At 75.2% G+C, this 14,242-nt stretch carries 12 protein-coding genes; 7 read left to right on the forward strand and 5 right to left on the reverse strand.

Annotated features, from left to right (window positions below; translation table 11 throughout):
- Positions 1-151: 151 nt before the first annotated feature.
- Positions 152-2,299, reverse strand: coding sequence for a helix-hairpin-helix domain-containing protein (locus ACIPAE_RS15620; protein ID WP_402445908.1), 2,148 nt, complete (start codon positions 2,297-2,299; stop codon positions 152-154).
- 337 nt (positions 2,300-2,636) lie between these two features.
- The gene (locus ACIPAE_RS15625; protein ID WP_329371215.1) at positions 2,637-3,617 is read right to left on the reverse strand and encodes an aldo/keto reductase; all 981 of its coding nucleotides are present in this window, start codon (positions 3,615-3,617) and stop codon (positions 2,637-2,639) included.
- A gap of 133 nt (positions 3,618-3,750) precedes the next feature.
- Here ACIPAE_RS15625 and ACIPAE_RS15630 point away from each other — a divergent pair, with 133 nt between their 5' ends.
- Positions 3,751-4,806, forward strand: a complete 1,056-nt coding sequence (locus ACIPAE_RS15630; RefSeq protein WP_329371217.1) for an LLM class F420-dependent oxidoreductase — start codon at positions 3,751-3,753, stop codon at positions 4,804-4,806.
- A 138-nt stretch (positions 4,807-4,944) separates the two neighbouring features.
- Here ACIPAE_RS15630 and ACIPAE_RS15635 read toward each other — a convergent pair whose 3' ends face one another.
- Complete coding sequence (locus tag ACIPAE_RS15635) at positions 4,945-5,532, reverse strand: hypothetical protein (protein WP_329371219.1); 588 nt, start codon at positions 5,530-5,532, stop codon at positions 4,945-4,947.
- 457 nt (positions 5,533-5,989) lie between these two features.
- Between ACIPAE_RS15635 and ACIPAE_RS15640 the strand changes: the two genes are divergently transcribed.
- The 4 genes from ACIPAE_RS15640 (at position 5,990) to mshC (ending at position 9,754) form a co-directional block, all read left to right on the forward strand.
- Positions 5,990-6,748 (forward strand): histidine phosphatase family protein, encoded by a 759-nt coding sequence (locus ACIPAE_RS15640; RefSeq protein ID WP_402445514.1) that lies wholly within the window; start codon positions 5,990-5,992, stop codon positions 6,746-6,748.
- Positions 6,749-6,886: 138 nt separating this feature from the next.
- Positions 6,887-7,477: a DUF3090 domain-containing protein gene (locus tag ACIPAE_RS15645; RefSeq protein WP_329371223.1), complete on the forward strand. Its 591-nt coding sequence runs from the start codon at positions 6,887-6,889 to the stop codon at positions 7,475-7,477.
- Positions 7,441-8,421 carry an SCO1664 family protein gene (locus tag ACIPAE_RS15650; RefSeq protein ID WP_402445516.1) on the forward strand — a complete coding sequence of 327 codons (981 nt, stop codon included), beginning with the start codon at positions 7,441-7,443 and terminating at the stop codon, positions 8,419-8,421. Before ACIPAE_RS15645 ends, ACIPAE_RS15650 begins: the two co-directional genes overlap by 37 nt.
- A gap of 103 nt (positions 8,422-8,524) precedes the next feature.
- A complete protein-coding gene (gene mshC / locus ACIPAE_RS15655; RefSeq protein WP_402445519.1) occupies positions 8,525-9,754 on the forward strand; it encodes a cysteine--1-D-myo-inosityl 2-amino-2-deoxy-alpha-D-glucopyranoside ligase in 1,230 nt (409 codons plus the stop codon).
- Between the two features lie 82 nt (positions 9,755-9,836).
- On the opposite strand, the gene ACIPAE_RS15660 is transcribed toward mshC, so the two are convergent.
- Together ACIPAE_RS15660 and ACIPAE_RS15665 are read right to left on the reverse strand one after the other, a co-directional pair.
- Entirely contained in the window at positions 9,837-10,817 is a 981-nt protein-coding gene (locus ACIPAE_RS15660; RefSeq protein ID WP_402445521.1) for a PAC2 family protein, read from the reverse strand.
- A gap of 92 nt (positions 10,818-10,909) precedes the next feature.
- Complete coding sequence (locus ACIPAE_RS15665; protein ID WP_329371231.1) at positions 10,910-11,932, reverse strand: hypothetical protein; 1,023 nt, start codon at positions 11,930-11,932, stop codon at positions 10,910-10,912.
- A gap of 154 nt (positions 11,933-12,086) precedes the next feature.
- Between ACIPAE_RS15665 and ACIPAE_RS15670 the strand changes: the two genes are divergently transcribed.
- Together ACIPAE_RS15670 and ACIPAE_RS15675 are read left to right on the forward strand one after the other, a co-directional pair.
- Positions 12,087-13,403 (forward strand): L-fuconate dehydratase, encoded by a 1,317-nt coding sequence (locus tag ACIPAE_RS15670; RefSeq protein WP_329371233.1) that lies wholly within the window; start codon positions 12,087-12,089, stop codon positions 13,401-13,403.
- Positions 13,400-14,212: an SDR family oxidoreductase gene (locus ACIPAE_RS15675; protein ID WP_329371235.1), complete on the forward strand. Its 813-nt coding sequence runs from the start codon at positions 13,400-13,402 to the stop codon at positions 14,210-14,212. The genes ACIPAE_RS15670 and ACIPAE_RS15675 overlap by 4 nt, the downstream gene beginning before the upstream one ends.
- Positions 14,213-14,242: the final 30 nt, after the last annotated feature.

Consider the following 14,242-nt stretch of genomic DNA (forward strand, 5'->3'; position numbering starts at 1 on the left):
CCGCCCCCCCCCCCCCTCGCGGGGTCCGGCTACAACATCCCCGGGGTCTCGGAGGCCGCGGGGGGCGGCCCCCCCCCCCCGGGGGGCGGGGGGGGGGGGGGCCCCCCCCCCGCCCCCCCCCGCGGCTCGCGCAGCCGTACCGCCGCCCCGCCTACTCCGCCGCCAGCTCCCGCAGCACCGCCGCCAGCCGGGTCGTACGCTCCTTCGCCACCGGCCCGGCCACGGCGGCGGCCAGCGCCTGGTCCGCGCCCTGCACGACCGACAGGTGCCGCTCACCGCGGCCGAAGGCGGTGTAGACCCAGCCGCGGGTGAGCAGCGGGCCGGCGTCGCCGGGCACCACCACCACCGCCGCGGGCCAGCGGATGCCGGCCGCCTGGTGGCCGGTGACCGCCCACCCGTGCCGTACGGTCGCGGCGACCTCCGCGCGCGGCACCAGCACCGGGCCGTCCTCGCCCGCGAGCCGCAGCCCGTCCGGCTCGGCGCCGACCACCGTGGCCGGGTGCGTACGGCCGGGGGCCGGCACGTGCACCACCCGGTCGCCCGGGTCGAAGCCGCCGAACCGGCCGGGGCCGGGGTTCAGCCGCTCCTTGAGGGCCGCGTTGAGCGCGCGGGTGCCGACCGGGCCGCCGTGCGCGAGCGTGATCACCTGGGTCTGCTCCGGCGGCACCCCGAACGCCCGCGGCACCGAGTCCGCGACCAGCTGCACCGCGCGGTGCACCGCCTCGCCCGGCGCGCGCACCGGGACCACCACGACCTCCTTGTCCGGCGCGTCGACCGGGGTGAGCTCGCCGATGGCCACGCAGGAGGTCAGCTCGCCGATCGGCCCCGGGTCGGGGGTGCGCGAGGTGACCCGGGGGCACGCCTTCGCGGCCAGCAGGTCGGCGAACGCGCGGCCGGGCCCGGCCGACCACAGCGCGTGCGGGTCGCCGCTGAGCACCAGCCGCGCGCCGTCCGGGACCGCCTCGACCAGCGTGGCGGCCTCCTCGACGGACAGTTGGGGCGCGTCCAGCACCGCGAGCAGGTCGAGCGGGAGGCTGCCGTCGGCGGCCCGGCCGCCCGCCAGCAGGCCCGCGACGGTCAGCGCGCCGTCCTCGCCGATCCCGGGGACGGCGGCCAGCCGCCGCCTGCCGCTGTCGGTGTAGGCGGCGGCGTACGCCCGCAGGCCCGCCGCACGGGCGGCCGCGACCAGCGCGGCGGGTTCGGCCCGGGCCGCCTCGCCGCCGGTGTGCAGCACCAGCCCGCTGCCGGCGGCCGCGCGGATCAGCTCGGCGGCGGAGGGGGAAGGGGCGGCAGCCGCGGCGGCCTCCCAGTCGGGCGCCGAACTCCGCGCCGACCCGCCCGCCGAACCCCCCGCGGCGTCCCCTGAGCCGTCCTCTGCGCCTTCGGCGCCGGCCGCGGCACCCGCGCCGCCCGGGGCGCCCTCGAAGGAGCGCAGCAGCCGCACACAGCCGTCCGCGAGGCTCTCCTCGGCCAGGGCGTACCGGTCCAGGCCGAACAGCAGGGGTACGGGCGCCGGTTCGGCGTCCTCGTCGTCCTCCGGGGCCCCGGCCGCGCCTTCGGGTTCCGCGCGGAAGACCAGCACCCGGCCCTCCTCGACGGCGGCGGCGATCGCGGTGTCCGGGTCGGGTACGGAGTAGCGCGCCAGGGCGGTCCGCAGCGCGTCCCCGTCGAGAGCGGTGTGGCCCTGCTCGGCGGCCCGGTCCAGTACGTGGCCCACCAGCGCCCGCACCCGCCGCTCGTCGCCCGGGCCGACCGCCCCGCCCAGCACCGCCCGGGCGAACGCGTCCACCTGCTCCACCCCGACCCGCACCCCCGGCAGACCGAGCACCCCCCACGGGTCCTCCCGCACCAGTGCGGCCGCGCCCTCGCCCAGCGCCCGTACGACCGGCTCGGCCAGTTCCCCGGGCGCCCCGCCGCCCGCGAGCACCTGCCGGGCCGCGTCCACGGCGGCGGCGTCGAGCGGTGCCCGGGCGGCGCTCGCGGGCGCCGCGGCCGGGCGTTCCGCGCGGGCCGGACGCACTCCGGCGGGCCCGCCTTGCGCCGAAGTCACCTGCCCGGCCGGGCCGTTGCCGGGTTCGGCGCCCGTCTCGCCGGTCGTACCCGCCGCGGTGGAGGGCAGATCGGCGTCGCCGGGCTCGGGCGCGTCGCCGGGCTCCGGCCCGTCGGTCGGCTCCGGCGCGTCTCCCGCCTCGCCCTCGCCCCCCGCGTCCGCCGGCTCGGCCGGCCCGTCGCCGGACCCGCCCTCGGACGCCGCCTCGCCCTGCTCCGCGGTCGCGCCCGGCGTGGTCCCGCCCACCATCTCGGCCGCTTCCAGGGCCTGGAGCCGGGCCGCCTCCTCCGCCATCGCCTCGCGGCGCTTGCGGCGGGCCTCGGCCGCGTCGCCGCGCGGGGCGGGCGCCGCCGGGTTGTCGCCGCGCTCGATGGACCGCATCGCCGCCGCCAGGCTCGCCAGATCCGGCTTCCCGGCCGGGCCGGGGCGCGCGGCGGGCACGGCGCCGCCGTCCGCGAGGGCCGCGGGAGTCCCGGCGGCCGTCGGAGCGGCGGCCTGCGCGGCGGGAGCGGTGGAGTCGTCGGGCGGGGTGGGGGTGGTCACGCTGGAAGCCTCCGTGGAGCGGAACGGCCGCGACTCGCAGGACTCAGAGAGTGGTCCAGTCGTGGTCCGGGTAGCGGTGCAACGGCGCCGAGACGTCGTCAAGGGCCGAGCAGATCTCTTCCGGCAGCGTAAGGCCCTCCACCGACAGAGCGGCGCCGAGCTGCGCGGCGTTGCGCGCGCCGAGGATGGGCGCGGTGACGCCCGGCCGGTCCCGCACCCAGGCGAGCGCGACCTGCAGCGGCGACACGGCCAGGCCGTCGGCCGCTATGGCCAGCGCGTCCACGATCAGGCGGGCGGTGTCGTCGAGGTACGGCGCGACGAAGGCGGCCATGCCGGAGGAGCCGCCGCGCGAGTCCGCGGGGACGCCGTGCCGGTACTTCCCGGTGAGCACCCCGCGCCCGAGCGGCGACGACGGAAGCAGGCCCACGCCGAGGTCGACCGCCGCGGGCAGCACCTCGCGTTCGACGCCGCGCTGGAGCAGCGAGTACTCCATCTGCGTGCTGGCCAGCGGGGTGCGGCCGGGCGTGGCGAGCTGCCAGGACGCGGCCTTGGCGAGCTGCCAGCCGCAGAAGTTGGAGACCCCGACATAGCGGGCCCGGCCGCTGCTGACCGCGATGTCCAGGGCCTGGAGCGTCTCCTCCATCGGCGTGCCCGGGTCGTACGCGTGCACCTGCCACAGGTCGACGTGGTCCGTGCCGAGCCGCTGGAGCGAGGCGTCGAGGGCGGCGAGCAGGTGCCCGCGGGAGGTGTCGAAGCGCCGGTCGGGGTCGGGCACGCTGCCCGCCTTCGTGGCGATCACCAGGTCGGAGCGCGGCACCAGGTCCTCGATCAGCCGCCCGAGCAGGTACTCCGCGCCTCCGTCCGCGTACACGTCCGCGGTGTCGACCAGCGAGCCGCCCGCCTCCCAGAAGGACTTGAGCTGGTCGGCGGCGTCCCGCTCGCCCGTGTCGCGCCCCCAGGTGAGCGTGCCGAGTCCGAGCCGGGACACGCGCAGGCCGGTGCGGCCGAGATGCCTGTGCTCCATGACCGCTGAGGCTAGCGCCCGGCCCTCCAAATGGGGAGCAGTGACGTACCCGACAGGCGCGTTCGGCCGGACAAGGCGCTAAAGTCCGGGGGGACAACGACGTTACTGGCCAGTACGTACTAAGGGGAGCGGTATGCGGCTCGGGATCAACCTCGGCTACTGGGGCGCCGGCATGGACGCGGACAACCTCGCCGTCGCCCAGGAGGCCGACCGCCTCGGCTACTCCGTCTGCTGGGCCGCCGAGGCGTACGGCTCCGACGCGCCGAGCGTGCTGTCGTGGGTGGCCGCGCAGACCGAGCGGATCGACGTGGGCTCGGCGATCCTCCAGATCCCGGCCCGCACCCCGGCGATGACCGCGATGACCGCCGCCACCCTGGACTCCCTGACCGGCGGCCGGTTCCGGCTGGGCCTCGGCGTCTCCGGGCCGCAGGTCTCCGAGGGCTGGTACGGCGTCAAGTTCGACAAGCCGCTGGCCCGCACCCGCGAGTACGTCGAGATCGTCCGCAAGGCGATGTCCCGCGAGCGGCTGTCGTACGAGGGCGAGCACTGGACGCTGCCGCTGCCCGGCGGCCCCGGGAAGGCGCTGCGGCTGACCGTGCACCCGCAGCGCGAGCACATCCCGCTGTACATCGCGGCGATCGGCCCGAAGAACCTGGAGCAGACCGGCGAGATCGCCGACGGCGCGCTGCTGATCTTCCCGTCCGCCGCGCACCTGGAGGACACCGCGATCCGCCCGCTGCGGGCCGGCCGGGAGAAGGCCGGGCTGACGATGGACGGCTTCGACGTGTGCCCGACGCTGCCGCTGGCGCTCGGCTCCGTGGCGGATCTGCCGAAGCTCGCGGACACCTTCCGGCCGTACACCGCGCTGTACGTCGGCGGGATGGGGAGCCGCAAGCAGAACTTCTACAACCAGCTGGCTCAGCGCATGGGGTACGAGCGGCAGGCCGCGGACATCCAGGACAAGTACCTGGCCGGGGAGAAGGACGCCGCCGCGGCGGCGGTGCCGCAGGAACTCATCGACTCCACTTGCCTGTTGGGGCCGGTGGAGCGGATCGCGGACCGCATGAAGGAGTACGCCGCCGCGGGCGTGACCACGCTCTCGCTGGCGCCTTCCGGGTTCAGCCTCGACGAGCGGGTCGCGGGGTTGCGGGCGGGGATCGAGGCTCTTTCGCTGGCGGGGCTGGGGTAACGGACCGCCCGGGGGGCATGGTTGCGGAAGTGCCCGGACCACCTGTCGGTGGTGGGCTGGTCGCGCGGTCGTCCCCCCGGAGCTTCGCCTGGGAGGTGCCCCCACGCGCCCCTTGCCGGTTGCCGCTCTCCGTTGCCGTCACCCCGCCGGGACGAGGCGGCCCAGGAGGCGGCCGAAGTCGATGAGGCGGGCTATCTGGCCGGGGCCGCCGTCGTCGAGGGACTTGCTGAAGCGGAAGGACTCGGGCCGGATCTTCGCGGAGGCCACCGGCAGCGGAGAGTCCGGATCGGCCTGGGCCGCGGTGAGTTCGTGGGGCATCACGGTGGCGAGGACCAGGTAGACCCCGCGGTCGATGCGGCGCCCGCGCTCGTCGCGCCCGACGAGCGTGCGCATGCCGACGTGGCCGATCGCGTCCAGCGGGAGCACTTGCACGGAGGAGTCCAGCACGGTCCCGCCGGGCGCGTTCGCGTCGGCCAACTCCTCGCTGTGCCACAGGATCAGCCGCCGCCCGTCGCAGACCGCCGCCTCCTGCCACACCGACGCGCCGGCCTCGGTGAGGTCCACCACGCGCTCCAGCGTGAAACCCCGCACCCGGCGCCGGCCGAGCACCCCCGTGATCGCGTCCATCGCGATGTCCGGGTGCAGGAAGTACGCCCCCGCCGCGTCCTGCAGCCGGGCGTAAGGAGACCAGTCCGCTCCCGCGGTACCCACGCCCGGCTCGGTCATCGGGCGGCTCCTCGTCGCCTTGCTGAACATCTCCACCTGCTTCGCGGTCCCGACACGTCGGGCCGTCTCGACTCGACCCCTGCTGCACCCTACCCACGGGGAGTGACAGGCCGGGACCTGACCGCAAGGACAAGCAAACCGTAAGCGGCCGCCGGACGCACGGCTCTCGCCCTGCATGTAAAGCGGAGACAACGGGCCGTCAGGTACGAGCAAAACGCCGGAAGCGGTGAGCAAACGCGCTCGGAAAGCGGGACCCGGCAGGTGCGGCCGCCTCCCGGGGCCTTCCCGCCCTTCCGCGGCCCGGCCGCCCGCTCGCCCGCTCGCCGCGCGGCCTCCGGCCCGGCACGTGGACCGGCCGGTGACGTTCGCGGCCGTGGTGGGGGCTCGGGGGGATCTTCCCCGCCACGGCCGTCACCCAGCACAACGCGCGTCCCCGGAAGGGGTTACGGTGGCGGACATGCCCACCGTGATCCTCGTCCGGCATGGCCGTTCGACCGCCAACACCGACGGAGTGCTGGCCGGCTGGAGCCCCGGCGTCGCCCTCGACGACACCGGCCGTGCCCAGGCCACCGCGCTCGCCGCCCGGCTCGCCGCCCTCCCGCTGGCCGCCGTGGTGAGCAGCCCGCTGCAGCGCTGCCAGGAGACGGTCGGACCGCTGCTCGCCACCCGGCCCGAACTGCCCCTGCACACCGACGACCGGGTCGGCGAGTGCCACTACGGCGACTGGACCGGGCGGAAGATCCGCGAGTTGGCGGAGGAGCCGCTGTGGGCCACCGTCCAGCGGCACCCCTCCGCCGCCGTCTTCCCCGGCGCCGAGGGCGAGTCGCTGCGCGCGATGCAGGCCCGCGCGGTCGACGCCGTACGCGACTGGAACGCGCGGATCGAGGCCGAGCACGGCGCGGACGCGCTGTACCTGGTCTGCTCGCACGGCGACGTCATCAAGGCGCTGGTCGCCGACGCCCTCGGCACGCACCTCGACCTCTTCCAGCGGATCAACGCCGATCCCTGCTCGGTCACCGTCGTCCGCTACACCCCGCACCGCCCGTTCCTGCTGCGGCTCGGCGACACCGGCGACCTCACCGCGCTGATCCCCCCGCCGCCGGCCGAGGGCGCCGCGGACAGCGCGCCCGGCGCAGGCTCGGCCGACGCCGCCCGCTCCAAGGGCCGGCTGGACCCGGGGGACGCCGTGGTCGGCGGTTCGACCGGCACCTCGTGATCGGCTTCCGCAGTAGGGTGGATGCCCGGTGGCCCGTGCCCTGACACGCCGCACGCGCGGCGCGGCACAGCCGTCACAGCAGCCGAGCAGCAGTCAAGCACCAGCACAGTCGATCAAGCCGAGCAAACGGAGCAGGACGTGCCCCGCCAGGTCTTCTTCTACGAACACCCGGAACGCTTCGTCGCCGGGACCGTCGGTCAGCCCGGACAGCGGACGTTCTTCCTCCAGGCCACCGCGTTGGGCCGGACCACGAGCGTGGCCCTGGAGAAGACGCAGGTGGCCGCGCTCGCCGAGCGGATCGACGAACTCCTCGACGAGGTGGTGCGCAGGACCGGTGGAAACGCCTCGGTCCCCGCCGTCGCGCCGACCGAGATGCTGGACGCCGCTCCGCTGGAGGTGCCGGTGGACGAGGAGTTCCGGGTCGGCACCATGGCGCTGGCATGGGACGGCGCCCACGAGCGGATGGTCATCGAGGCGCAGGCCCTGGTCGAACTGGCCGGCGAGGACGAGGAGGACCTGGAGGCCGCCGAGGAGGAACTGCTCCAGGACGACGAGAACGGCCCGCCGCTGCTGCGGGTGCTGCTGACCGGCGCCCAGGCCCGTTCCTTCGCCAAGCGCGCGCTCGACGTGGTCTCCGCCGGCCGCCCGCCCTGCCCGCTGTGCAGCCTCCCCCTGGACCCGGAAGGACACGTATGCCCGCGCCAGAACGGGTACCGGAGGTCGGCCTGAGCACCGGCACGGACCCGCGGGCCGCCGTGGGCGCGGACGCGACCGCCGCCCCGGGTACGGACACCGGCACCGGGGTCGATCCACGCGACATCGAGGCGCTGCGCCACGGCGAACTGGCCGTACGCGGCCAGATCCGTGACGCCTCCAACGCCGTGCTGCTCTGCGAGAGCACGCACCAGGGCCGCACCGTCGCCTGCGTCTACAAGCCGGTCCGCGGTGAGCGGCCGCTGTGGGACTTCCCCGACGGCACCCTCGCCCAGCGCGAGGTCGCCACCTACCTCGTCTCCGAGGCCACCGGCTGGGGCCTGGTCCCGCCCACGGTGCTGCGCGACGGGCCGTACGGCGAGGGCATGGTGCAGCTGTGGATCGAGTCCGCGGCCGACGGCGGGAACGAGGACGGCAGCGGCGAGGACGGCGACGGCGAGGACGGGGCCGACGGCGATGACGACGACGGCCAGGACGGGCCGGGCGCGCTGCTCGCGCTGACCGAGGACACCGAGCCGGCGCCGGGCTGGAAGGCCGTCGTCGAGGCCCGACTCGAAGGCGGCGGCACCGCGCTGCTCGTGCACGCCGACGACATACGCCTGCGCCGGCTGGCCGTCCTCGACGCGGTGGTGAACAACGCCGACCGCAAGGGCGGCCACCTCCTGCCCGCCGCCGACGGGCGGCTCTACGGCATCGACCACGGCGTGACCTTCCACACCGACGACAAGTTGCGGACGCTGCTGTGGGGATGGGCGGGCGAGCCCCTGCCGGCCGAGGCGGTCGCGGTCCTCACCCGGCTCGCCGCGGACCTCTCCGGCGCCCTCGGCGAGCGGCTGGGCACCCTGATCACCCCCGCGGAGACGGCCGCGCTGCGCTCCCGGGTCGACCGGCTGCTGGAAACCGGCGTCCACCCGGCCCCGTCCGGCGACTGGCCCTCGATCCCCTGGCCGCCGGTCTGACGACTCCCCACCCGGGGGTGCGCGGTCCCGCCCGGTACGGCCGTGCGGAAAGGCACCCATCCCAGCGGAAGTGGTCGACCACCGGCCCGGTTACCCTCGTCTCATGCATGCCTGGCCAGCTTCCGACGTCCCCGCCCTTCCGGGCACCGGACGCCCTCTTCGTCTGCACGACACGTCGACCGGTGGACTCGTCCCCATCGAGCCCGGTCCGGTCGCCCGCCTCTATGTCTGCGGGATCACCCCGTACGACGCCACCCACATGGGGCACGCGGCGACCTACAACGCGTTCGACCTCGTGCAGCGGGTGTGGCTCGACACGAAGCGCCAGGTCGAGTACGTGCAGAACGTCACGGACGTGGACGACCCGCTGCTGGAGCGCGCGGCGGACACCGGTGACGACTGGACCGCGCTCGCCGAGCGCGAGACCGCGCTGTTCCGCGAGGACATGACCGCGCTGCGGCTGCTGCCCCCGGCCCACTACATCGGAGCCGTCGAGGCCATACCCGGCATCGTGCCGCTGATCGAGCGGCTGCGGGAGACCGGCGCCGCGTACGACGTGGACGGCGACGTGTACTTCTCGGTCGAGTGCGACCCGCACTTCGGCGCGGTGTCCGGGCTCGACGCCGCCGCGATGCGGCTGCTCGCCGCCGAGCGCGGCGGCGACCCGGAGCGGCCGGGCAAGAAGAACCCGCTCGACCCGATGCTGTGGCGTGCCGAGCGGGACGGCGAGCCGAGCTGGGACGGCGCGTCCCTCGGGCGCGGGCGCCCCGGCTGGCACATCGAGTGCGTCGCGATCGCGCTGGACCACCTCGGGATGGGCTTCGACGTCCAGGGCGGCGGCTCCGATCTCGCCTTCCCGCACCACGAGATGGGCGCGTCGCACGCCCAGGTGCTCACCGGGGAGTACCCGTACGCCAAGGCGTACGTGCACGCCGGGATGGTCGCCCTGGACGGCGAGAAGATGTCCAAGTCCAAGGGCAACCTCGTCTTCGTCTCCGCGCTGCGCCGGGCCGGCGTCGACCCCGCCGCGATCCGGCTGGCGCTCCTCGCGCACCACTACCGGGCGGACTGGGAGTGGACCGACGACGTCCTCGCCGACGCCGTGGCCCGCCTCGGCCGCTGGCGCGAGGCCGTCTCCCGCCCCGACGGGCCGTCCGCCGACGCGCTGCTCGACGAGGTGCGAGCCGCTCTCGCGGACGACCTCGACGCGCCGCGCGCGCTCGCCGCCGTCGACGCCTGGGCGGTCACCCAGGCATCGGAGGGCGGCACGGACCCGGGCGCACCCGGGCTCGTCTCCCGTACGGTGGACGCGCTGCTGGGCGTGGCCCTCTAGGACCGCGTGCGCGGGGGTGACCGCCTTCGGGGAAGGCGGTCACCCCCAGGGGGCGCGGCCCCTCTTGCCCGGCGTCTGCCCCTTACTCGCTGTCGTCCTCGCCGTCGCCGTCGTCCTCGACCTCGTCCGAGGGGGAGGACGAGGGGTTCGGGTCCTCCCGGGGCGCGGGTTTGCCGCGGAAGTGGGGGACGCCGTCCGTGCCCTCGCTGGACGCGTAGTCCCCGGGGTCCCGCCGCCTCAGATACCGCTCGAACTCCTTCGCGATGGCCTCGCCGGACGCCTCCGGCAGCTCCGCGGTGTCCCGCGCCTCCTCCAGCGTCTGGACGTACTCCGCGACCTCGCTGTCCTCCGAGGCCAGCTGGTCGACGCCGACCTGCCAGGCGCGGGCGTCCTCGGGGAGCTCGCCCTGCGGGATGCGCAGGTCGAGCAGGTCCTCCAGGCGGTTGAGCAGCGCCAGCGTGGCCTTGGGGTTGGGCGGCTGGGAGACGTAGTGCGGCACCGCGGCCCACAGGCTCACCGCGGGGATGCCGGCGTGCGTGCACGCCTCCTGGAGGATGCCGACGATGCCGGTGGGGCCTTCGTACCGGGACTCCTCCAGGTTCATGGTGGTGGCCAGTTCGGCGTCGGAGGTGACGCCGGAGACCGGGACCGGACGGGTGTGCGGGGTGTCGCCGAGCAGCGCGCCGAGGATGACGACCATCTCGACGCCGAGTTCGTGCGCGAAGCCCAGGATCTCGTTGCAGAACGAGCGCCACCGCATGCTGGGCTCGATCCCGCGCACCAGCACCAGGTCGCGCGGCTTGGGCGACTGGATGCGGACCACCGACAGCCGGGTGGTCGGCCAGGTGATCTTGCGGGTGCCGCCGTCCATCCAGACCGTGGGCCGGTTGACCTGGAAGTCGTAGTAGTCCTCGGCGTCGAGCGCGGCGAAGACCTCGCCCTTGAACTCCCGGTCGAGGTGGTCGACCGCGGTGGAGGCCGCGTCCCCGGCGTCGTTCCAGCCCTCGAACGCGGCCACCATGACCGGATCGATCAGCTCGGGAACACCCTCCAGCTCGATCACCCAGCTTCTCCTTCCGGCGTACTCCTGCGTGCGGGAACCAGCCTACGGCGTAACGGACGGTGCGCCGCAGCCCGCGCCGTGACCGCTGCTCGTCACGGCGTGCCCCAGCCGGCCCGGTACGCCGCCCAGTCGGCGGGGTCGGCGGCGAAGTCGACGTACAGCGCGAGGCCGAAGGCGGCGCGGTCGCGGTCGGTGCGGGCGAGCGCCACCCGGGCGCCGCGCACCGCGGCCGGGACGGTCTCGGCGTAGCCGTGGTGGCCGATGGCCTCGGTGTGGTAACCGGGCAGCCCGATCAGGAGGTTGGTGGCCTTCGGGGTGACCTGCAACGCGAGGGAGGTCTGCTGCGCGATGTAGCCGCCGAACAGGGACGAGGCGGGCAGCGCGGTGTCGTAGGCCATCACCGCGATCTGGTCGACCCGCCCGGCGACCTGCCCGAAGTACCGCTGGGACCACCACTTCGGGTGGCTGAACGGCAGGTGGGAGACGGTGTGCAGGCCGGGCAGCGGGTCGATCTGGGGCACCGCGGCGGACAGCGGCACGCCGCGGGCGACGGTGAGCGCGCGCACCGTGTCGAGGGTGCGCAGAAAGCCGCCGTCGCCGGACGGCACCGGCTCCAGGTCGAGGTGGACGCCCGCGAAGCCGGCGTCGAGCACCTGCCGCGCCGAGTCGCGGATACGGGCGCGGACCGCGCTGTCGTCCAGACGCAGCCCGGGCGTGCCGCCGTGGGCGACGGTGTCGCCGAGCCACGCCTGGACGCGTACGCCGGGCAGTTCGCGGCGCACGTCGGCGAGGAACGCGGCCGCGGTGGGGTACAGGGCCGGGTCGAGGCTCCCGTCGGCCGAGAGCGGACCGGTGTGGACGTACAGGTCGTGGATGCCGCTGCCGCGCACCCGGTCGCGCAGCAGGGCGAGTTCGGCCGGTGTGCGGGTGCCGTCCACCCAGGCGTGGCCGAGCCAGACCGCGTCGTTGCCGCGGGTGCGGCCGGCGGCGGACGGGTCGCCGGCGTACTGCGCCCGCAGCGCGCCGCCCGCGCCGAGCATCGCCAGTACGGCCAGCGCGGTGCCGCCGATCACCGCACGTCGGAGCCACCGCAGCGCCGTACGCCGGGTCGGCATGCGTCTCACCAGCCACGACGCCAGCGGCCGCGCGCGTTGAGACATCCGATCTGTAATCGACAAAATTCGCGCTCCCCCCTGGACGAACCCCACCGCGCACGGCTATACATCGGATCATCGAAAAAAGATCCGATGTCTCGCGACGGGAGTGTGCATGAGTCCGACCATCACCGAGGTCGACGTGTACGACATCCGCTTTCCGACCTCGGAGCAGCTCGACGGCTCGGACGCCATGAACCCCGACCCCGACTACTCCGCCGCTTACGTGGTACTCCGTACCGACGCGCCCGGGGGCCTGGCGGGATACGGCCTGTGCTTCACGATCGGGCGCGGCAACGACGTCGTCGCCGCGGCGATCGCGACGCTCCGACCCTATGTGGTCGGGCGCACGGTGGACAGTGTCACCGGCGATCTCGGCGCCTTCTACCGGCTGCTCACCCACGACTCGCAACTGCGCTGGCTCGGCCCGGAGAAGGGCGTGATGCACATGGCGGCCGGCGCGGTCGTCAACGCCGCCTGGGACCTGGCCGCCCGCCAGGCCGGCCGCCCGGTCTGGGAGTTGCTGGCCGGGATGACCCCGGAGGAGATCGTCGACCTGGTCGACTTCCGGTATCTGAGCGACGCGCTGACCAGGGACGAGGCGCTGGAGATCCTCCGCCGCGCCGAACCCGGCCGCGCCGCGCGGGCCGAGGAGCTGCGCCGCCGCGGCTACCCCGCCTACACCACGGAGCCCGGTTGGCTCGGCTACTCCGACGAGAAGCTGACCCGGCTGGCGAAGGAGGCGGTGGCGGCCGGCTTCACCCAGATCAAGCTGAAGGTCGGCGCCGACCTCGACGACGACCTGCGGCGGATGCGGCTGGCCCGGGAGGCGGTCGGCCCCGGCATCCGGATCGCGGTCGACGCCAACCAGCGCTGGGACGTGGCCGAGGCCGTCGACTGGATGCGGGCGCTCGCGCCGTTCGAGCCGTACTGGATCGAGGAGCCGACCAGCCCCGACGACGTGCTCGCGCACGCCGCCGTGCGGGCCGGCCAGCCGATCCGGGTCGCCACCGGCGAACACGTCGCCAACCGGGTGGTGTTCAAGCAGCTGCTCCAGGCCGGCGCCGTGGACTTCGTGCAGATCGACGCGGCCCGGGTGGCCGGCGTCAACGAGAACGTGGCGATCCTGCTGCTCGCCGCCAAGTTCGGCGTGCCGGTCTGCCCGCACGCCGGCGGGGTCGGCCTGTGCGAACTCGTCCAGCACCTCTCGATGTTCGACTACGTCGCCGTCTCCGGCAGTTGGGACGACCGCATCATCGAGTACGTTCCCCACCTGCACGAGCACTTCACCGACCCGGTGGTGATGGAGAACGGCCGGTACCAGGCGCCCACCGCCCCCGGCTTCTCCGCCCGCATGGTCCCCGAGACCCTCACCGACTACCGCTACCCGGACGGCCCGGTCTGGGTGGCCCGACAGGAGCTCGCCCGATGACCGACACCCCCTCCCACGAGACCGCGACCGCCCTCCACCCGCAGGACCTGGCCGGGCTGACCGCCCTGGTCACCGGCGGTGCCTCCGGCATCGGGGCCGCCACCGCCCGGCTGCTGACCGCCCGCGGCGCGCGGGTCGCCGTCCTGGACCGCGACCCCTCCGGCGCGCCCGAGGGCACCGTCCCGGTCCGTGCCGACGTCAGCTCCGACCAGGCGGTCCAGGCGGCGGTGGCCGAGGCGGTGGGGGAGCTGGGCAGCCTGCACATCCTCGTCGGCAACGCCGGGATCGGCGCCGTCGGCACCGTCGAGGACAACGCCGACGACGAGTGGCAGCGGGTCATGGACATCAACGTCCTCGGCCTGGTGCGGGCCGCGCGCGCCGCGCTGCCGCACCTGCGCAAGGCCGCCGTGGCGCGGCCCGGCAGCGCCTCGATCACCCACACCTGCTCCATCGCGGCCACCGCGGGCCTGCCCCAACGGGCCCTGTACAGCGCCAGCAAGGGCGCCGTGCTCTCGCTGACCCTGGCGATGGCCGCCGACCACGTGCGCGAGGGCGTACGGGTCAACTGCGTCAACCCCGGCACCGCGGACACCCCGTGGGTCGGCCGGCTGCTCGACCAGGCCGACGACCCGGGCGCCGAGCGGGCCGCTCTCAACGCCCGGCAGCCGATGGGCCGGCTGGTCAGCGCCGACGAGGTCGCCGCCGCGATCGTCTACCTGGCGAGCCCGGCGGCGGCGAGCGTCACCGGAGCCTCCCTCGCCGTGGACGGCGGCATGCAGGGGCTGCGGCTGCGCCCGGCGGCCGACTAGCGCCACCAGCACCACTCGCACGACCCGCTC

The organism is Streptomyces sp. NPDC087270, from assembly GCF_044744625.1.
Lineage (GTDB): Bacteria > Actinomycetota > Actinomycetes > Streptomycetales > Streptomycetaceae > Actinacidiphila.

What these genes read in the sequence shown, in the direction of transcription:
- ACIPAE_RS15620 (WP_402445908.1), bottom strand. Translation starts at nt 2,299, where the DNA reads ATGGTGGGCGGGACCACGCCGGGCGCGACCGCGGAGCAGGGCGAGGCG.
- ACIPAE_RS15625 (WP_329371215.1), bottom strand. Translation starts at nt 3,617, where the DNA reads ATGGAGCACAGGCATCTCGGCCGCACCGGCCTGCGCGTGTCCCGGCTC.
- ACIPAE_RS15630 (WP_329371217.1), top strand. Translation starts at nt 3,751, where the DNA reads ATGCGGCTCGGGATCAACCTCGGCTACTGGGGCGCCGGCATGGACGCG.
- ACIPAE_RS15635 (WP_329371219.1), bottom strand. Translation starts at nt 5,532, where the DNA reads ATGACCGAGCCGGGCGTGGGTACCGCGGGAGCGGACTGGTCTCCTTAC.
- ACIPAE_RS15640 (WP_402445514.1), top strand. Translation starts at nt 5,990, where the DNA reads ATGCCCACCGTGATCCTCGTCCGGCATGGCCGTTCGACCGCCAACACC.
- ACIPAE_RS15650 (WP_402445516.1), top strand. Translation starts at nt 7,441, where the DNA reads ATGCCCGCGCCAGAACGGGTACCGGAGGTCGGCCTGAGCACCGGCACG.
- mshC (WP_402445519.1), top strand. Translation starts at nt 8,525, where the DNA reads ATGCATGCCTGGCCAGCTTCCGACGTCCCCGCCCTTCCGGGCACCGGA.
- ACIPAE_RS15665 (WP_329371231.1), bottom strand. Translation starts at nt 11,932, where the DNA reads ATGCCGACCCGGCGTACGGCGCTGCGGTGGCTCCGACGTGCGGTGATC.
- ACIPAE_RS15670 (WP_329371233.1), top strand. Translation starts at nt 12,087, where the DNA reads ATGAGTCCGACCATCACCGAGGTCGACGTGTACGACATCCGCTTTCCG.
- ACIPAE_RS15675 (WP_329371235.1), top strand. Translation starts at nt 13,400, where the DNA reads ATGACCGACACCCCCTCCCACGAGACCGCGACCGCCCTCCACCCGCAG.